At 35.4% G+C, this 19733-nt stretch carries 20 protein-coding genes, 1 tRNA gene and 2 pseudogenes; 3 read left to right on the top strand and 20 right to left on the bottom strand.

The window, feature by feature from the left end; translation table 11 throughout:
• Positions 1-4: 4 nt before the first annotated feature.
• Positions 5-883, bottom strand: a complete 879-nt coding sequence (locus LPC15_RS05470; protein ID WP_229234365.1) for a nitroreductase family protein — start codon at positions 881-883, stop codon at positions 5-7.
• 35 nt (positions 884-918) lie between these two features.
• A tRNA-Leu gene (locus LPC15_RS05475) sits at positions 919-1000 on the bottom strand.
• Positions 1001-1174: 174 nt separating this feature from the next.
• Here LPC15_RS05475 and rqcH point away from each other — a divergent pair.
• Both rqcH and eno read left to right on the top strand, forming a co-directional pair.
• Positions 1175-3268, top strand: coding sequence for a ribosome rescue protein RqcH (gene rqcH / locus LPC15_RS05480; protein ID WP_229234366.1), 2094 nt, complete (start codon positions 1175-1177; stop codon positions 3266-3268).
• Between the two features lie 53 nt (positions 3269-3321).
• On the top strand, positions 3322-4587 hold the full coding sequence (eno, locus tag LPC15_RS05485) for a phosphopyruvate hydratase (protein WP_229234367.1): 1266 nt from the start codon (positions 3322-3324) through the stop codon (positions 4585-4587).
• A gap of 19 nt (positions 4588-4606) precedes the next feature.
• Here the strand turns inward: eno and LPC15_RS05490 are convergent, their stop codons facing one another.
• The 13 genes and pseudogenes from LPC15_RS05490 to LPC15_RS05545 form a co-directional block, all read right to left on the bottom strand.
• The gene (locus LPC15_RS05490) at positions 4607-6139 is read right to left on the bottom strand and encodes a beta-ribofuranosylaminobenzene 5'-phosphate synthase (RefSeq protein WP_229234368.1); all 1533 of its coding nucleotides are present in this window, start codon (positions 6137-6139) and stop codon (positions 4607-4609) included.
• A gap of 132 nt (positions 6140-6271) precedes the next feature.
• Entirely contained in the window at positions 6272-7324 is a 1053-nt protein-coding gene (gene purM, locus LPC15_RS05495) for a phosphoribosylformylglycinamidine cyclo-ligase (RefSeq protein ID WP_229234369.1), read from the bottom strand.
• Between the two features lie 188 nt (positions 7325-7512).
• Entirely contained in the window at positions 7513-8628 is a 1116-nt protein-coding gene (locus tag LPC15_RS05500) for a CaiB/BaiF CoA transferase family protein (protein ID WP_229234370.1), read from the bottom strand.
• Between the two features lie 334 nt (positions 8629-8962).
• Positions 8963-9364: a CoA-binding protein gene (locus tag LPC15_RS05505; protein ID WP_229234371.1), complete on the bottom strand. Its 402-nt coding sequence runs from the start codon at positions 9362-9364 to the stop codon at positions 8963-8965.
• 2 nt (positions 9365-9366) lie between these two features.
• Positions 9367-9687 (bottom strand): divalent-cation tolerance protein CutA, encoded by a 321-nt coding sequence (gene cutA, locus LPC15_RS05510; RefSeq protein ID WP_229234372.1) that lies wholly within the window; start codon positions 9685-9687, stop codon positions 9367-9369.
• An 81-nt stretch (positions 9688-9768) separates the two neighbouring features.
• Positions 9769-9885: pseudogene (locus LPC15_RS05515) on the bottom strand (IS5/IS1182 family transposase); the annotation flags it as partial.
• Positions 9886-10245: 360 nt separating this feature from the next.
• A complete protein-coding gene (locus LPC15_RS05520; protein ID WP_229234373.1) occupies positions 10246-10410 on the bottom strand; it encodes a hypothetical protein in 165 nt (54 codons plus the stop codon).
• Positions 10410-10583 (bottom strand): annotated as a pseudogene (locus tag LPC15_RS07075) (restriction endonuclease subunit S); the annotation flags it as partial. The gene LPC15_RS05520 and the pseudogene LPC15_RS07075, both read right to left, overlap by 1 nt.
• Positions 10584-10604: 21 nt before the next feature.
• The gene (locus tag LPC15_RS05525; protein ID WP_229234374.1) at positions 10605-10787 is read right to left on the bottom strand and encodes a hypothetical protein; all 183 of its coding nucleotides are present in this window, start codon (positions 10785-10787) and stop codon (positions 10605-10607) included.
• A gap of 36 nt (positions 10788-10823) precedes the next feature.
• Entirely contained in the window at positions 10824-10994 is a 171-nt protein-coding gene (locus tag LPC15_RS05530) for a hypothetical protein (RefSeq protein WP_229234375.1), read from the bottom strand.
• Between the two features lie 302 nt (positions 10995-11296).
• Positions 11297-11689, bottom strand: coding sequence for an N-6 DNA methylase (locus LPC15_RS05535; protein ID WP_267496931.1), 393 nt, complete (start codon positions 11687-11689; stop codon positions 11297-11299).
• Between the two features lie 12 nt (positions 11690-11701).
• Positions 11702-11854 carry a hypothetical protein gene (locus LPC15_RS05540; RefSeq protein WP_229234377.1) on the bottom strand — a complete coding sequence of 51 codons (153 nt, stop codon included), beginning with the start codon at positions 11852-11854 and terminating at the stop codon, positions 11702-11704.
• Between the two features lie 528 nt (positions 11855-12382).
• A complete protein-coding gene (locus LPC15_RS05545; protein WP_229234378.1) occupies positions 12383-12991 on the bottom strand; it encodes a DNA methyltransferase in 609 nt (202 codons plus the stop codon).
• Between the two features lie 437 nt (positions 12992-13428).
• Between LPC15_RS05545 and LPC15_RS05550 the strand changes: the two genes are divergently transcribed.
• Positions 13429-13923 carry a thermonuclease family protein gene (locus tag LPC15_RS05550; protein WP_229234379.1) on the top strand — a complete coding sequence of 165 codons (495 nt, stop codon included), beginning with the start codon at positions 13429-13431 and terminating at the stop codon, positions 13921-13923.
• Between the two features lie 190 nt (positions 13924-14113).
• Here LPC15_RS05550 and LPC15_RS05555 read toward each other — a convergent pair whose 3' ends face one another.
• The 5 genes from LPC15_RS05555 to LPC15_RS05575 all read right to left on the bottom strand — a co-directional run bounded on the left by LPC15_RS05555 (position 14114) and on the right by LPC15_RS05575 (position 19730).
• On the bottom strand, positions 14114-14515 hold the full coding sequence (locus tag LPC15_RS05555) for a pyridoxamine 5'-phosphate oxidase family protein (protein WP_229234380.1): 402 nt from the start codon (positions 14513-14515) through the stop codon (positions 14114-14116).
• A gap of 183 nt (positions 14516-14698) precedes the next feature.
• Positions 14699-14920: a zinc ribbon domain-containing protein gene (locus tag LPC15_RS05560; protein ID WP_267496932.1), complete on the bottom strand. Its 222-nt coding sequence runs from the start codon at positions 14918-14920 to the stop codon at positions 14699-14701.
• 959 nt (positions 14921-15879) lie between these two features.
• On the bottom strand, positions 15880-16536 hold the full coding sequence (locus LPC15_RS05565; protein WP_229234382.1) for a V-type ATP synthase subunit D: 657 nt from the start codon (positions 16534-16536) through the stop codon (positions 15880-15882).
• A gap of 37 nt (positions 16537-16573) precedes the next feature.
• Complete coding sequence (locus LPC15_RS05570; protein WP_229234383.1) at positions 16574-17980, bottom strand: ATP synthase subunit B; 1407 nt, start codon at positions 17978-17980, stop codon at positions 16574-16576.
• Position 17981: 1 nt separating this feature from the next.
• Complete coding sequence (locus LPC15_RS05575) at positions 17982-19730, bottom strand: ATP synthase subunit A (RefSeq protein ID WP_229234384.1); 1749 nt, start codon at positions 19728-19730, stop codon at positions 17982-17984.
• Positions 19731-19733: the final 3 nt, after the last annotated feature.

Genomic DNA, 19733 nt, shown 5'->3' on the forward strand with positions numbered 1-19733 from the left:
ATTTTTAAACCCATTTAATTCTTGGCTTTTTTCTTTCGACCCATTTATTATATTTAACCTTTGGATAACCTATCGCCAAGCCACCGTATATTTTATTTGACGTCGAAATAGATACCAGTCTTTTAATTTCTGTATTATAATGAGATGCCTGAACTACAAATCCTGTATAAAAAGATCCCAAACCAAGGCTCCAGCAATAGACGTAAGCGTTATGTAGAGCAAGATTAGCGTTTACATCAGCAAAAGGAGTCTTTTTATCGGCATGAAATAAGATAAGGACGGGAGCATTGTATAATATCTTATCTTTACCTAGTTTATACGCTTTAACATATCTATCAAATTTTTGACGATATGATATGATCTCTTTAGCATTCTTTGGTAAGACTATCCTGATCAAAGAACTTACTATTTGATTATGAAGCAACTTGGACATTTTAGCTAGATATGAGTATGTCAAATTTATAATCTTTGTTAATACCTCTTTATTCTGGACTACAACATATTCAGTCGTTTGAAAATTTGTAGCACTCGGTGCAAATCTTGCTACGTCTATTATCTTTTCAATCAACTCTTTTTCCACCGGTTTATCCTTGAACTCTCGTATCGATCTAATCGATCTTAAGATCTCCTTAATCTGATCGCTAGATGGTATCAATTCCTTTTTAATAGGAGTTACTTGTCCTTCTTGGAAATTTTTATGATTTATCGCATTTTTTGGGCAGATGGCAACACAATGACCGCAAGAGATACAGAATTCATCTGCTATACTATCCATAAAGATTGGAATATCCTCTTTATTGGATGCAAAGATCTCTGCTGGACAGACCTCGACACAAGAATTACATTTATTGCATAGATCCTGGTTTATGGTTATTCTGGGCATAGTTTATTCAGGTATCAAAATACTAATTATTTTAATGCGGAGGGTGGGATTTGAACCCACGGATCCCTACGGAACTAGACCCTAAATCTAGCGCCTTTTCCACTCGGCAACCTCCGCATCTTTATCTATCTTCAAAGATATTTAAATTTAGAGATAATAAAATATTTTTAATATATATTATTAATTGTTCTCATCGGTATCAGTAGTCTGGAAATAAAGTATATCAATATGAATATTAAACCACCGTAAGATTTCATTACCATTAAAGATAAAAATAAGTACGGATTTAAGATGCAGCAAAAAAAAGAGATGTCAGGTCTCGATATTTTAGCGATTGTCAAAGAGTTTGAGGAGATAATAGGAGGTAAAATTGATAAGATATATCAGATCGATGATATAATCAGGGTCAGATTTTATTCCTATACATTTGGCAGAAAAGATATTATAATTGATATTAATGGTAAAATCTATATCTCAAATACGCCTCCACCAGCACCAAAGAACCCTACAGGTTTTGCAATGCTTCTTCGAAAATATATATCCGGCGGGGCTATATTATCTATATATCAGTATCTCTTAGATAGGATAGTAATCATAGAGATAGGACGTGGTGGAAAAAGATATAATCTTCTTGTAGAACTTTTTGCAGGCGGAAACGTCCTATTATTAGATGATAACTTCGAGATAGTTGGCTGGAAAGATAACGTAATTCAAGGTAGTATAAAGATAAAGACAGGAGATCGTTATACGTTTCCTGAGGAGATTTTTACCCCCTTATATTTGGATTTTTTAAGAGAGCATCTCCATTCTATCTTTTTAACGTCTGAAAAAAATATTGTAGAGACGATAGCATTAACTCTTGGATTTGGTGGAGTTTATGCAGAAGAGATCTGTATAAGGTGTAACGTCGATAAAAAAGCGAGTATAAAAGATTTATCTGAAGAAGAGATAGAAAGATTGACAAATGAGATATATAAACTACTATCATCGGTAAATGCAGGAGAGATCAAACCAAACATCGTCTATTCATCTAAAAAACCGATCGGTTTCTTTCCTATTGATATGCAATCTTTCTCAAAATATGAAAAAAGATATTTTGAAAGGTTCAATAATTGTATTGATGAATATTTTCAAAGCATAGAAGAGAAAAAGACGGTAGAGCTTAAGAATAAAGATAAGAAAAAAAACGGAGGTTCAAAGGTAGAAAGAATAATCTCTAGGCAAGAGGCAGCAATTAAGGAGTATAAAAACAGATCGGAGGAGAACAAGGAGATAGGAGATCTAATTTATGAGAGATACACACTGATCAACGAGATATTGAGTATCATAAATAAAGCAACAGAAAGATATTCTTTTGACGATATAAAAAAGTTGTTGAATAAGAAGAGAGATGCAGGAATAAAAGGATTGGATTATATAAAGGATATAGATGGTGCTGCAAAAAAGATAACTCTTAATATAGACGGAAGATCGATAGATCTCTTCCTCGAAAAAAATTTATCCAATAATGCTGAAGAGTACTATGAAAAAAGTAAAAAGTTCAAGAAAAAGATGGATGGAGCTATCAAATCCAGAGATATCTTCTTAAAAGAGCTAGAAAAAGCGAAAAAAAAAGAAAAACAAGATGCGAATAGAATATTGGTTATCAGAAGACGAGATAAAAGATGGTATCATAGATTTAGGTGGTTCTACTCATCGGATGGTTTTCTAATAATAGGAGGAAAAGATGCCGATAGCAACGAGGAGATTGTAAGTAAATATATGGAGAAGAACGATATCTTCTTCCATGCAGATATTCAAGGTGCACCTGCAACTGTTATTAAAACTAATAACAAAGAAGTACCTCTAACAACAATGGAGGAGGCGGCAATATTCGCCACAAGTTATTCTAATTTCTGGAAGATAGGAGCATTTTCGGGAGATTGTTACTGGGTTTATCCAGAACAGGTATCTAAAACGCCTGAATCAGGAGAATATGTACCAAAAGGTAGTTTTATTATCAGAGGCAAAAGAAACTATTTTAAGGAGGTAAAGATGGACGTTTCTATCGGATTAAGCCTTCAGGTTATAGGTAATGCAGACCAAAAAGACCAAAAAGGTTTGATCTTGGATAATATCAGTGGAGTGATTGGTGGACCAAAGAGTGCAATATCTAAAAGAGCAAAATACATTGTAGAACTAGAACCTGGTGAATTAAATCCAAACGATGTAGCCAAGAGGATATACAGATATTTCATGAAGGAGATTAGAGATATTACGAAGCGAAGCTTCGTAAACCACAAACCTTTGGTTTGTGATATTCCAAAAAAACTTTTTACACAGGAGGATATTGCCAATTTTATGCCACCAGGAAACTCAAGAATTATCACAAATTTTAATTTGTGAACTACGAATCAAAGATTCGTAATAAATCAATGCTAAAGTTTAGGAGCTAAATTATGTTCGAAATAAAAGAGATAAAAGCGAGAGAGATTTTAGATTCAAGAGGTCAACCTACTGTAGAAGTGGACGTAATCACAGATTTAGGGTTTGGAAGGGCTTCAGTACCATCAGGTGCGTCTACCGGGACGAATGAGGCTTTAGAACTGAGAGATAAAGATAGAAGATACATGGGTAAAGGAGTAAAAAAGGCGGTAGATAATATAAACAGAATAATAAGACCGAAACTAATAGGATACGATGTGAGAGATCAGCGTCTTATCGACGAGACGATGATTAGGCTAGATGGAACTAATAATAAATCAAATCTTGGTGCCAATGCAATATTAGGCATATCGTTGAGTGTAGCTAAGGCTGCAGCAGATTCATTGAATATTCCATTGTACAAGTATCTTGGTGGAGCAAACTCGAGAATACTGCCTTATCCTTTGATGAATTTTATCAACGGCGGTTTACATGCAGGAAATGATCTATCAATCCAAGAATTTATGATAATACCTATTGAGAAAAAATTTTCAGATATTCTTCAAATCGCTTCTGAAGTATATACCACGCTTAAAAACATCTTAATTAAAAAATATGGTAAAACTGCTATAAACGTTGGGGATGAGGGAGGGTTTGCACCACCAATAGGAGATACAAGAGAGGCATTGAACTTGATGGAGAGAGCGGTGGATGAGAGTGGTTATACGAAAAAAATTTTTTTTGCGTTAGATGCAGCAGCAACAGAGTTTTATTTAAAAGATAAAGGATATTACGAGATTGATGGAAAAAAATTGGACAATATGGAATTGTTAGACTATTATAAAGATCTTATAAAAGAGTACAATATCGTCTCGATAGAAGACCCATTTATGGAAGAAGATTTTTCAAGTTTTGCAAAGATGACCAATGAGACAGATATTCAAATAGTAGGTGACGATCTTTTTGTAACAAATACGGAGAGATTAAAGACAGGATTTAATATTGGAGCAGCTAATGCTTTACTTTTAAAATTAAACCAGATAGGAACGGTATCTGAAGCATTAGATGCTGCTAATATGGCTTTTAGATCAAAATATAACGTGATTGTGAGCCATAGATCAGGAGAGACAGAGGATACATATATAGCCGACTTGGCTGTTGCTCTCAATTGCGGTCAAATAAAGACAGGATCTCCTGCAAGAGGAGAAAGAGTCGCAAAATACAACCGAATTTTAATAATAGAAGAAGAACTCGGTGATGTTGCTGTAGTAGGCAGTAATCTTGAAAAGTTTCTTGGTTGATATTCGAAAGTTTTATCTCTCAAAACTTTCGTACTCTTGCTCCAAAATTTCTCGCTTTTGTCACGAATACTTCTCCCTCCTTCTCCAGAAAATTTTTTACCTTTGTCTCTATTTCTTTTGCATTTTTATCAGTAATTCCATATACTGTTGGGCCAAAAGAGCTTAAACCTGCACCTATTGCCCCATAATCCCTAATTAACTCTATTAATTCCTTTGTTATCTGGGGTTGCAAATCTAACTCTATCTTCTTAAAACCAATCTTCTGAATTCGGTTTATACTCTCTCCAAAAGAGTAAATATCCCTCTCCAGTAACGAAGGAATCATCTTTAACAGGATTATATGACTCAGTTCTCTAATTTCTGATATATCGATAGGACAATAATTTTTGAATATATCCACTTCTTCCCTGCCATACGTTCTTTTAATATTCGGCGTTGCAATCACTATATCCCATTCTTCTGGAAAATTATATCGTGCAATCACGGGAGGAGGAGCTGCAACAGAGATTGATGATGGTAAATAATCTTTTTTATCACCTAACTCTCCAAAACTATGCCCACCATCAAGTATAAAACCACCACTCTCGAATGATGCAGTACCTATACCAGATGTTCCTCCTCTTCCAACTATCTTTGAAATATCGGTTGCATTTAACTCTTTGTCAAACAATTCAGCCACGGACCTTCCTACTGCAAGAGACGTTTGAGTACCTGCACCCAGACCTATATGAAATGGATAATCCTCTCTTATTTTAAACTCCACGTTCGTCTTAATGCCCAGATAATCTAACATTCTCTTTGCAGCAGTTAAAATATGGTTTTTTTGATCGATTAAATGATCTTCAGATCTTTTAAGACCAAAAACCTGTAACTTATCTGAGATTTTTGCTTCAAGTAAAAAAGTAGGTTTGCTTAGAGTTATACCAATACCACCATCTATCCTTTTATCCATCCCATTAAGGTCTATTAAGGTCAGATGCAATCTGGATGGTGTCTCTATTACCACTTTAAACTCGTTTTGAAAACTGTTATAGGGAAACATCTCGTATATATCTATCAGTACCTCTCCATCTTTTATTATACTATAATTTCTCCATAAGAGAATCTCGTTCTCAAATATTCCAAAAACTTGGCTGATATTTTTATCGGCACGCAAAAAATTTATATCTTTTATCTCTCGTCTAGATTCTATCTTATATCTCTTTAAGATCTTGCCGATCGGAATATCTGCTTTGAATAGATCGTTACTAAATTGATCGTTTGTTCGTTTTAACGGAGCGTAAGATTTGGCATAGATCAAAGTTTTATCGTTGTTGCTATTGTAAATTCTTACAACTCGCTCGTTTATCTCATCCCCTTCGGATATATTGAGTCTTTCTGCAAGATACTCGTCTGCTTTACCTATTTTCTGATATATAGTCTCTATTTTAACTTCACTACCAGTAAGTATCTCTAAAATATCTGTTATAGAACCATCCGTGGTTAAAAGAAGCTTTTGTAGGGAGCTTAATTTTCCAACATCTTTTTCAATATTTTTTATCTTTTCTATCATCCTTAAACCTTTTATTCTTTTTGATAAGGACAGATATCATATCAAAATTTTATATAAAATCTTAGTTCAGTGTTCTTGTATCGATCTCTGTTAATCATTATACAGCGTATCAAATCCTTATAAAGAGATAATTTATAAATATATATATCTACCTTCTTCCTTAAGGTTTAATCTTATTCCAGGATGCTCGGTCACTTTTCCGATTTTTTTACAATCTATCCTATCCAAGATTTTCTTCTCATCATCAGGATGCACTATCATTATAAATCCTACTCCCATGTTAAATGTACGATACATCTCTTCTTTATCAACACATCCGACCGTCTCTAAAAATTTAAAGATAGACTGTGGTTCTATAGGATCGTATATATCAAATCCATACTTGGTTATCCTTTTTAAATTTAAAAAGCCACCACCCGTGATATGTACCAATCCGTTTACTTTAAACTCTTTTATGATATCAATTACCTCACTATAAATCCTTGTAGGTATCAACAGCTCTTCTCCTATCGTTTTATCACTATCAGGAAACATATCATTGTACGTATAATGGGATGAATCGATAATCTTTCTTACAAGTGTAAAACCGTTGCTATGTACCCCGTTACTACCAATAGCAATGATGGAATCTCCAGGGGATATATCTTGCCCATCTATTATGCTGTTCTTATTAACTACGCCAACGGCTGTTCCTGCCAGATCTATCCCTTTTACAAGATCTGGAATAATTGCAGTCTCTCCTCCAACTATAGTTATATTAGAGAGTTTAGCCCCTGCATTAAGCCCTTTACCTATTTCTCTAGCCAATTTTTCAAAAGGTTCTTTTATGATCCCTTTATCGGTATTCAAAAAGATATATTCCTCGTCTATCTTACCAATTGCTATATAATCAACGAGTGCGAGAGGTGTCGCCCCGATTGCTATTAAATCGTTAACATTCATTGCGACACAGTCTATACCGATAGTATACCATTTTTTCAATTCGTTAGCCACTATAATCTTGGTACCCACACCATCTGTTGTTATAGCGAGTGAAAAATAATCCAAATCGATTAATCCTGAATAATGACCTATTTCAGTTAACGAACTACCAAATCCTTTCCTTTTTGATCTTATTTCAGAGGTTAGAATCTTGATAAACCGTCCGGCTTTATCTATATCCACTCCAGCATCTTTGTATCTCATAAAGGATCAAAATTTTTATCTGTTAAATATTTTCTGATCGATCTAAGACGCAAGAACCGTAGGTTCTGCAAAATCTAAGATTTGTTATATCTGTTATTTGAAGATTTAAATTTTCTCTTTATAATCGATTTTAACACAGTTTAAGGAAGCATAAAGACATTATAATCGTTATCCATTTTTCATTTCCTTCAGACAACTTCTTCTCTCTTTAGTCTTTCTATATCTTCCTCGTTATATCCTATATTCATGAGTATTTCTTTTGTATTCTCTCCTTTCTCAGGTCCTTTATTTGAAATATCTTTGTCGTTAATTTTTTTGAAATCTTTTTCTCTATTGCTAAATTTAACAGGAAAGTTTAAAATATTATCTTTTTTATTAAACACCCCTCTATATTTTATTTGTGGATCCTCAAACACCTCTTCAGGGGAATACACAGGAGAAACTATGTTATCTTCTTTTTTAAATAAATTAAGCCATTCTTCTCTTGTCTTTTTTGAGAAGATCTCCTTTATATCGTTCATAATCGATTTATCATACTGTTTTTCTATAAAATCCTCTCGTCCTATTGCCAAGCAAAAATTTCGCCAGAATTTATCCTCTACTGCACCTACTGCAATGAATTTATCATCTTTTGTTTTATAAATGTTGTAAAACGGTCTATCACCCGTTAAGAGTGTTTGATTGAGAGCTCCTTCGAACATTATCGCAAAAAATTGTGTCACAACGTCTGTCATAGATACATCTATATAAAAGCCGCCTCTTCGCCGTTCTCTGATATAAAGACTCGATATAATAGATAACGCTCCAAAAGCTCCTCCAGACAGATCGGCAATCGTTATTCCTGGAATTACAGGGATATCAAACGCTTTATTTATCCCCAACAATCCAGAAATACCTATATAGTTTATATCATGTCCTGGGAAATCTCTATATGGTCCGTCCTGGCCGTAACCACTGATCGAACAAAGTATTATGTTATCGTTGTATCTTTTTAACTCGTCATATCTTAACCCGAGTTTATCCATGACGCCAGGTCGAAATCCTTCCACTACAACGTCAGACCTAGATACTAAGTCCAAAAAGATCTTCTTACCATCTTCTTTCTTCAAGTTTAATGTAATACTCTTTTTGTTATTATTTATAAGATTAAAAAGAGGTATGAACCTTGTAAAATCTTCATCATTCGGTGCTTCTATCTTGATGACATCCGCGCCCAATCTGGACAGTATCCATGTACAATACGGGCCTGGTAAAAGCCTAGTTAAGTCTAATACTTTTACTCCTTCCAATATTTCTAATACCATATTATTATTTGTAATTATATTTAATAATATATATAATTTTAGGTTATGTATGTCATTTATTGAATAAGCACCCTAATATACAACTAAAGCTAAAAATCCCATATTATGAATTTGAACTAGATGGGGTTTGTGTTGCTATCAATGGACCCTCATCAAATTAAATATTATCCAGCAAAGAAGCATAAGTTAAGTTTAATGGAGCCAACATAAGTAGAAGCATAGCCAATATAAAGCTTTGTATGGATATTCAGGTTTATTGTACAGGACGAAGACTGTTTAGAGTATCTTATCTACCGATGAGGATTTGAGGGTGGCACGGAGCGTGGTAGAATAATTACTTCTCCAATTCCATCCTCTTCACCATCACACAGAGATCATGCACTACTTTTATATTGTTTCGTCTGCAGAACTCTATTGCCTGCTCGGATTCAGAGCCAGGCTGCATCCATATCCGTTCTATACCTAACGCTTTGCATTCCGCAACGATCTTTTCGGTAACCTCTGGTGGAACAACGATATTAACAACATCGGGGATTTCAGGCAGCTCGCTCAGCGAGTGATAGCATCGGTCACCTAATATCTCATCAAGATGGGAATTCACGGGATAGACGGTATAGCCCGCTTCTTTCAGGTCTTTATAGACTTGATGCCCATATTTCTTAGGGTTGATCGAAACTCCAATAACGGCGAAAACGTTCTCTTTCCTCAAAAAATCCTTTAGCAGGTTCGTGCTCATTTTTATTTCTTAAGCTCTTTACTCAGCCATTCTAGATAATTCTTATCCCCCTTTATAACAGGTATAGCTAATATCTCTGGTATCTCGTAAGGATGGTTCTCCTTAATAGTTTTTTCAACTTCATCATAGATGCTCTGTTCACTCTTGATAACACATAACCATTCTTCTGTTCTTTCAATTCTATTCTCCCACCAGTATACGCTTTCTATTGGTCCCAATATCTGAACGCAGCCAGCAAGATTTTTCTCTACCAGAACATTAGCTATCCTTTCAGCATCTCTTTTGCTCTCTACTGTTGTAATAACCTGGATATATTTTTCCATTCCATCTCTCATAGGACCTGTGCTATATATGTTTTTCTTTTTTCACCCTTCTGCTGTGTCGAACAATTGAATAGATCTACCTCATACTTTCATAGCTACTTCCTGTATTGCTCCCTCAATACTTGTAGCTCTTATTTCTTCTCCAAAGAGCCTCTTCACAGCAGAAAAATAGCTCTCTACAGCCCACCTCTCCCCATATCTCTCCATGCATCATAGCCTATCTCTTTCTTTTCTCTACTATCGTAGAGCTGTTCTCCCTCGTCTTTATAGCAGCTATAATATTTTTGTTAACTTTAGTATAATAAAACCATAGGATAAACAGCTGGTTGAAAGTATACAAAAAGCATAACTATTGGATAGTCTAAGGATATACTTAGTATTATGGTAAAACTTTAAGAAGTGAATGGAAGGTTCTTTTTGAGCATACCAAAGGAGTATGTGAAATGAAAACACTGGAAAAAGGAGAAAAGCTCCTGATAGGTTTTAATGAGAGAGGCAATCTAGAGATCTCTGAAGTTAAGGGTAGAGAGAAGAAATAAACTTCAAAACCAGAGAATATTAAAATGTCTCTGTATTATAAGTAAAAGTGGATTTTGATAACTTAATTCGCCATACTTCAGGAGCGCTCTTTGTCTCCTCCTTAATTCCATCTTTTTCTAAAAGATAACTTCTAATTTTCTCTGCTCTATCACTCTCAACATTTCTCCAAGTTCGTCCCTGCATTAGAACTCTCCCCTAAACGTCTCATACAAAATCGATTCTCTCAACATTTCAATATCTTTTTCCGTCTCTTTCTGAAGTTTTCGAAATGTTTGAGCTTTTTTCTGTATCTTATCAATCCTTGCTACGATTCGCTTTTGTTCAGGAAGGGGAGGAAGTAGAATTTGAAGGTTCTCTAAAAATTCTTGGAGAACCCTTTATTGACCAACAAATTCTGTAAAATATTTTGTTGCTTCTTTTCTAATTCGTTTTTGTCTTAAATAATGCCAAATCCACTTCTTTAATATAGAATTTTCTGGCCTTATTACATGAAACTCTGTTGAACCAAAGCCCAATCCATTGATTAAGTTTTTTGCAATCGTACATTTACCGTTCTTCATACACGGTGTTATTTTGGCGAAAATTACATCTCCATCTTAAAAATAAGTGTACCTCTTCCTTATTTTTCCTAACTTTCTACTATCTAAATTTACAATTTTGCCTATTTCCTCATTAACTGCCATCATGGGAATGAAAGATACTCCTAACTCGTCAGAAATATGAGAAATTTCTTTTTTACTCGGATTTATTTTTGTAGTGCTCCCCAACCTCACCCATCATCATCCTTTTGGCAATTCGTAAGATCTTTGGATTTCTTTTTTTCTTGCAAATCTTTCAAAGCTTTCTTGTTCATTGTATTCCCTCTTTCAAATTCTCATCAAGCACTGGATTTGTATTAGTGTAATTTTTCTTTAGAACATCCTCAGAACAGCCAACAAAATCGTAATATCAAATTTTTTTAGTCTTACCAGTCTTATCAAAAAAAAATAGAAGATTAGTTTTGGGTCCTTGGCCTAATGCGGTCACATTAGCAAAAATACCTGTAGGTAAACCTATTATTGTATGTAAGTTATAATTTTCTAACAGCTCTTTTTTTTACCTTAGCAAAGGCATCACCTCTAAACAAAACTCCTTCTGAAACTACTATTCTACATCGTCCCTCTTTTCTCAGCTTCTTAATCACATATTGTAATGCTAAAAGTTCCGTTGCATTGCTTTTTATTGGATAATTCTGTTGAACTTGTTTACCCTCTTTTCCACCGAAAGGGAGATTTGTCAGGATAACATCATAACGATAGGTTTCTGGGATATTTCTTACGTCTTCTTCAAGCGTATTCTTTCTCACAATATTCGGTGTTAATATATCGTGCAGAATACAATTCATCATCCTTATGAGATAAGGTAAAGGTTTTTTCTCTTGTTCATAAAATATCTCTTTTTGAAGTTTGAAGAAAGATAACAAAAGTAAAAGAATCTAAGGTATAGGGGTATCTTTTTTATCTGGTCCTTTTAATCCATATTGTTCCATCAGCTCATTAACAAGATCTGTGTTGATTCGATACCAGGTTTTATGTTCTGTCTTCTTATCTTTTTTCTTAAACCCTAACTTTTTTATCCTATTACTCATCCTCTTCCCAGAGATCTTTTCATCTTCTGTTATTAGTCCCTCCCTGAAAAGAGCTATAGTGAATGCTTCAGTAATATCAGTTAATGCTGTGCCCCTTCAAATTCTCATCAGCGAGGGTTTTTATAAGGATCTTATTTCATTCATCCAAGTTTTCTTCGATAGATTCTTTTTCACTCTTTTTTGCATGCTCTACAATTCACTCATAAAGTGCCTCATCCTCAGCCAATTTAGCTATAGAGAGCAGAGGATAAAATATATCCGCATTTCTACCCTGTAAAACATCTCCATCCTTTATGTTTTTATATGCCTCTTTTACTTTCTCATGCTCTTTCAGTATGAGAACATAGAGTTTATCTCTTATTTCTTGGAAGTTTTTAGGAGTAGGATCCTTTTGTTTGGACTTCCCTTTCTGGATGGGAATAGAAATGCAACGGCTCTTTAGTTGGTTATATTGGGATGGGAAATCCCGCGTACGACTAAATCCCTTTATCCCATATCTATCAAATTGTCTCGGATAAAAATTGCCCGTTACAGGGATGATAAAGCGTTTATAAAAAGATGGCTAAAAGCAACAAGCAAGAAATCTCTTATCGTTTTATCATCTTCCTCATAAATAACTCTTAATATTTTGCCAAGTTCAGCTTTATTTTCTTCAGTAAACCAATAATTAATTCTTTCAACATGTCTTTCTGGTATGATGGGTTCAATATTCCTATGAAACAATGTTGTTTGGGCACTTTTTAAACCTCTTATTGTAGATAAAAATTGTTTTACTTTTCCATCAAGATAATCTGGCTCTATTGGTGTTGATTTTACTTTGGTTATCAGATAGGCTATCTTATTAATATCAGTTCCGCTTGCCTTATATCCTCTTGCTATCGCTGTAACGATTGTTGTTCCACAACCGTAAAACGGGTCATTTATATGGGCAGAGTCGCATAACACATACTCGTCAATTAATTTTTCAACTAATTGTGGAATAAATTTAGCTGGGTATCGATGGTAATCGTGCGTCCATTTGCCCGTATCTGAGGGTTTATACCCCACGAATGACCAATCGTTATCTATCTTTTTCTTATCGAATAAATGCATAATTTCTTCAGAAGATTTTATTTGTGATTTCATTGTTGTTCTCATATTGTCATCACTCATTATAAACTAATCGCCGTTTTTGCCTAACGAATCCATTTATCTCTTCTAAAACTCTGTGTGTCTATCATCCTGTCTTTAAGGGCTAGCAGGGTGCAAGAATATTAAAAATTTTGAAAAAAGAGTAGTGATAAAATGTAAGAATTGGTAAAATAAAATATAATCCCGTATCTATTTTAAAACTTACAACCGGCAGTAGATTTAACATGGAATCTTTAAAGGAGTTACAAAAGAAGATGCTCGGCACCTTAAAGGAGGAGGCAAAGACAAATAAATTTAGAATCACGATTAATAACGAATTCTTTGTATAACTATATATAATCAGACTTGTTATCATTTCCAAAAGATTATAAATGTTGATATTAATAAATATTTTATTGGGGGCGCATTTTATGATATGTAGAGGTTTTTTTGGGACCCGTTCGATGAAGACGCGGCGAGACTATAAATTTGAAAAAAATATAGAAGACCATAATGAAAAAATAATGGGTGATAGGATTGGCAAAAAAATTAAAAGTGAGACAAAAAACGTTCCTTGCACGGTTATCGAAGTGATCGATGGAGATACGATAGAAGTGGCTATACCATCTTATGATAAGATTAATAAAGAAGAGGATCTGCATGATACATCATACGGCTGCGTCTTGCATGCAACTGAAAGAATAAGGCTTGAAAAAGTGGACTGTCCAGAGATGAATGAAAGCGGAGGAAATGAGGCAAAAACATTCACAGAAAACTTCTTGAAGAATGGCAACGTATCAGTTAAAATCTACATCGTGGATGGGGCAAACTGGGGGCACTATGTGAAGAATGATAAGTACGGACGCATACTTGGAGACCTACTTGTAGATGGAAAGAGTTTGAGCGATGAACTTGTTAAGAATGGGCTTGCAGTATATTTGGGAAAGAATCAAGAATAGGAAAGGAATGAAAAAACATTTCAATCCCTTATAGGTAATCTAAAAACTTGCATCGTAGGAGGAGGTGCGGAAAAACAAACGGGCAAAAAACGAGCAAAAACCCCCAAAAAACCGCACCCTTATCCATGGACGTTCCTACGAAACCTACGTCATCATGAAAATTTCAATCCATAAAAGGAAAAAATGGAGATTATGCCAGCTTCTTCCCCGGTTCCGGACGAGCCACTGAATAGACTGCCTCTACCTTTATCGTTCCTACTCGCTTTATATCTTTTCCTAACGTCTCTTTCACTGCTTTATTCATTTTGTCGAATAAGGCACCAGAAGTTTGAAAGCCTACAAAAGTGCCTTTTATTTGGTAGCCTTCGAAGGGCATTTTGAAAGCAGTTGCTGCAGCCTTCTTTGTCTTCTCCAAATTTTCCTTCGTCTTCCCTCCAAATACTTCCGCAAAAGCTATTGTCTCTTCATCTATCGCTGATAAAGTTCCTATAGGGGCTACATTCAACACTCCTTTTTCATCAACTGTTGCCATAACTTTAGATGCTTCTGTATCGTTAAATATATCCATAACTTCTTTTGACATTTTTACCATTTATATTCACATCACTTCTTTTCTTTATTATATAATATAATAATATAATATTAACGGTCTATATTCGTTATAAAGACCAACATAATACAAAGTGCAAAAAGAGTTAAAGGGTTCTAGTTTAAGTAGCCATTCATATTTAAACGACTACATAAACCTGGGGTTTCATCATATCATACAGAAACCTCACGGGTTCATCGGTTTCTTCCATTCCACCCCTGTCTGGGTGAACCTACCCACAACATTGTCATCAAACCATCCAATATTGTGGGGAAGACCCTCCATTTTTAGATATATGTTTACAGCTGCATTCATCTGTCGGTCTATTACCAACCCACACTTTTTACACTCAAACTTTTCTCCTTTCAGGTCTTTATTCACACACCCACATCTGGAGCAGTTTTTCAAGCATCTTCTTGGCTTCCTTTAAAGTGTAAAGTTTTTCCATTGATTTGATGTTTATATCTACTTTAAAGTATATAAAACCATCTATTCCTTAACTGTTACATTGGCAATACTGGCGACCAACACACCCAATTAAGCATTACGGAAATTGCTTCAGTAGGTTTAACCGTCTTGTAGACATGCACTCCGTCGGGATTATACAATACCATAGCATAATCAATAGATTTATATATCAAGGATAGGTTGATGTGCAGGTGTATACACCTGACTAAAGGGGGTAGGGGTAGGTGTAAGTGTATGTGTAAATCATATCATATTTAGTCATCTAAAATCAATATGACTACTTTTCTGACTGTCTGACAAAACTTAATATGTAAGACAAAAAGAAGTAAAACAAAAACATTAACAAAAAATAAATCTCGTTAATATGATGAGCAGAGAAGATAAAAGATGAATGTAATTGTGTTTGGCTTGTAGGTGGTGCATATCAGGTTTCGAACGGAGCATTTTTTATCTGGAGATTTAACCATCTTTACCGCCACTGGAAAGGTTTGAAGGTGAAGATACGAAGATTCATACTTATTTAACAGGTTAACTTCTCTTCTAAAGGTTTCAAGATTAAAAAAGCTCGAGAGAATCCTCCTCGTTTTTTATATCGTCAGGCGTAACCCCGTTCTGCTTGCAGTACTCGTAATGATCAAGATCCGCGCTTACTCTTTCTGGCAAAATCAGAAACTATTTAAATTACACCTATATGTTGTAGTATCTTAAAAATCAGAAAACATCCACCAATCAACAATAAAATATCTGCAATTATCTGTGAAATCCATACAAACATATACATCCTAGTTCTAATATCTTCGTTCGAAAGATATCGATCGAATAAACTTTTTTTTGTATTTTTCATTTACAAATTTTTTTAATTATATAAAAAAGGAGGTAATAACAAAAAAATTGCTACTCTATCCTTCTCTTAATTCTTTCTTCTCTTCCAAGATCTTTTTTATCTTCTTCAACCGAGGTATGTTCTCTCGCTCCATCTCCTCAAGCCGCATTGATATGTATCTAACAGTAGCCGACAATTTTGGAATCATTATATATTCTAACGAATTGACCCGTCTTTTCGTCTTTTCTACCTCCTCACCAAGCGCAATAACCGTTCCTTCTATTTCGGCCAGCATTATAAGCTTCTTGATAGCCCATTCAAATTTTTTTGCTGTATCATCCAATCTTGATGAAGTATCTAATAATCCATACCCTCTCTCCATAATAGTCCTAGTAGTCTCAGGTATCTCTATATTAGGAACACTAACTCCCATGATGTTCCTTGAATAAAAATTAATTTCTACTGTCGGTGGTATGATATCTGCTATCTGTTTTACATTGAAAACACCTAACTCGGCTTGAACAATTAAGAGATCTTTATATGCCTCTTCTAATGCCTTCTCCGCTTCTCTCCTTAATGTCCGAACCTCTTTAACTATGTTTAAAAATTCTAAGATCAATGCATCCCGTTTCTCTTTCAAGAGTTTATAGCCTTTTTCAGCCAGTTTTTCTCTTCTTTTCAAGTTAAGGAGTTCCATCCTGGTTGGTTTCGTTCCTTCAATTATTTCAGACATTCAAAATCCTCCTTTTGATACAGCTGACAAACGCCTTTTATACCTGCGATTTGGGCTTATTATAGTTTGGATGGTATTTTTTGATTATTGCATCGTCTATTCTTTTCAATTCTCTCTCAGGTAACATTGAAAGAAGTTCCCAACCAAGACTGAGAGTCTCTTCGATACTCCTATTCTCATCCCTTCCTTGCGTAACGAACTCTCTTTCAAACCTATCAGCAAACTCAAGATATTTTTTATCCCTATCTGTAAGTGCCTCCTCTCCTACTACAGCAACAAGGTCCCTCATATCTCTTCCCTCAGCATATGCAGAATATAACTGATTAGAAACACCAGAATGGTCCTCCCTTGTCTTGCCTTTGCCTATTCCCTCATTCATTAGCCTGGATAGCGATGGTAAGACATCCACTGGAGGATAAATCCCTTTTCGGTGAAGTTCTCTGGATAATACAAACTGTCCTTCTGTAATATACCCAGTTAAATCCGGAATAGGATGAGTTATATCATCGTCTGGCATTGAAAGAACTGGCATTTGAGTAATAGATCCTTTTTTACCAATTATTCTACCAGCACGTTCATAATTAGTTGCAAGATCTGTATACATGTATCCAGGATAACCCCTTCGTCCAGGCACCTCATCTCTCGATGCGGATATCTCTCTTAATGCCTCACAGTAGTTTGTCATATCAGTCAAGATAACCAAGACATGCATATCCTCTTCGAAAGCAAGATATTCAGCAGTAGTCAATGCCATCTTCGGAGTGATGATACGTTCTATTGCAGGATCGTTGGCTAAATTCATAAATACCACGATGTTCTCCATTGCACCCGTCGACTCAAAATCTTTCATAAAGAAGTTCGCTTCTTCATATGTAATTCCCATTGCAGCAAATATAACCGCAAACTGTTCTTCTTTTCCCAATACCTTTGCCTGCCTTGCTATCTGTGCAGCGAGCTCATTATGAGGAAGTCCTGAACCACTGAATATAGGAAGCTTTTGTCCTCTGACAAGTGTATTCATACAGTCGATAGTAGAGATACCTGTCTGGATAAACTCGTTTGGATAATCTCTGTTGAAAGGATTTATAGGAAAACCGTTGATATCGTATTTGTTCTCTGATATGATCTCAGGACCTTTATCTATAGGTCTTCCTAATCCATCAAAAAACCTTCCCAACATCTCCAAAGATACAGATATCTTCATCGTTTCCCCAGTAAACCTTACCTTCGTTCCGGATGTATCCAACCCACTCGTTCCTTCGAATACCTGAACCACAGCAGCATCTTTTCTCGCCTCTAAAACCTGACCTATCCTTTTTTCTCCGCTAGGAGCCTCAATTTCTACCACTTCGTTATAAGCAGCCCCTTTTATACCCTGAACTATGATTAAAGGACCTTTAACCTCGCTTACCGAAGTGTATTCTCTAATCTTAATAGATTCCATCTTATTCTATCTCCTTGGATACTAAATCAATCTCATTCACAATCTCATCTGCTCTTTTATCAAATTCTTCCAATGGAATATACTTCATCCTTGCAATCTCATCCAAAATAGGCATTTCTGTAATTTTTCTTATTTTTATTCCTCTATTCACCGCATCCAATGCATATTTATGAAACTTTAATATTATCTTTAACATGCGATACTGCTTTTTTATATCACAATAGGTATCGATATCATGATACGCATTCTGTTGTAGAAAATCCTCTCGGATTATCCTTGCAGTCTCTAACACAACCCGTTCTCTCTCAGGAAGAGCATCTGGACCGACAAGTTGAACTATCTCTTGTAATTCTGACTCTTGTTGCAACAGTTTCATAGCATTTTTTCTATTATCCGTAAAATCTTCTGCAATATTATTATTGAACCATTTAGAAAGATTTTCAGAATAAAGCGAATAACTTCTAAGCCAGTTAATTGCAGGGAAGTGCCTCCTATCAGCCAACGAGGAGTCTAACGCCCAGAAAACCTTGGTAATCCTCAAAGTGTTCTGTGTTACAGGTTCGGAAAAATCCCCACCTGGTGGGGAGACTGCCCCTATCACAGATATTGTACCCTCTTTTCCACAAAGAGTGGTAACTCTTCCAGCTCTCTCATAGAAACCCGCTATCCTACTTGCTAAATATGCAGGATATCCCTCTTCTCCAGGCATCTCTTCCATCCTACCTGAAATTTCTCGTAATGCCTCTGCCCACCTACTGGTAGAGTCTGCCATAAGAGCTACATTGTATCCCATATCTCGATAGTATTCGGCTATAGTAATCCCTGTATATACCGATGCTTCCCTTGCCGCCACAGGCATATTAGAAGTGTTTGCTATAAGAACCGTCCTCTGCATTAGAGGTTCTCCACTTTTAGGATCGATAAGTTTAGGAAAATCTCTTAATACCTCAGTCATTTCGTTACCCCTCTCACCACAACCGATATAGACAATTATATCTGCATCACTCCAACGGGCAAGTTGATGTTGTGTGACCGTCTTACCTGTGCCAAATCCACCCGGAATCGCTGCTGTACCTCCTTTTGTAACAGGAAAGAATGTATCTAATACCCTTTGACCGGTAAACATCGGCTCGTTCGGCTCAATTTTAGTAATATATGGTCTTGCCATCCTCACAGGCCAACTATGTGCAAGATAAATCTCTACATCTTTTTTGTCTTGTTCTACAATACCTATAGGCTCATTTATAGTAAATTTACCCCCATTAATCTCTTTTAATAAACCATTAACGTTTGGAGGTATTAAAATTCTATGTTTTACAACTTTTGTCTCATCTACTGTACCGATTATATCTCCTGCTTTAACCTTCTCTCCTTTTTTTACAGATGGAACAAAATCCCATTTTTTATTCTTATCTAAAGCCGGAACATCAAGCCCTCTCTTTATAAACTCACCTGCAATATTGAAAATCTCTGGAAGTGGTCTCTGTACACCATCATATATATTCGTTAGCAAACCAGGACCTAACAAGACGCTTAAAGGCGATCCCGTCCCAAAAACGTTTTCACCCGGTTTTATACCAGAAGTATCCTCATATACTTGGATTGATGCTTGATCTCCATTTAAACCAATATTTTCTCCTAAAAGCTTATCTTCGCCAACCCTCACAACCTCGTACATTGCAGAACCTTTCATCCCTTCTGCAACAACAAGCGGGCCTGCAACTTTTATAATTTTTCCTTTTAATACCATGTT

Source organism: Candidatus Methanoliparum sp. LAM-1, assembly GCF_020885915.1.
Lineage (GTDB): Archaea > Halobacteriota > Methanoliparia > Methanoliparales > Methanoliparaceae > Methanoliparum > Methanoliparum thermophilum.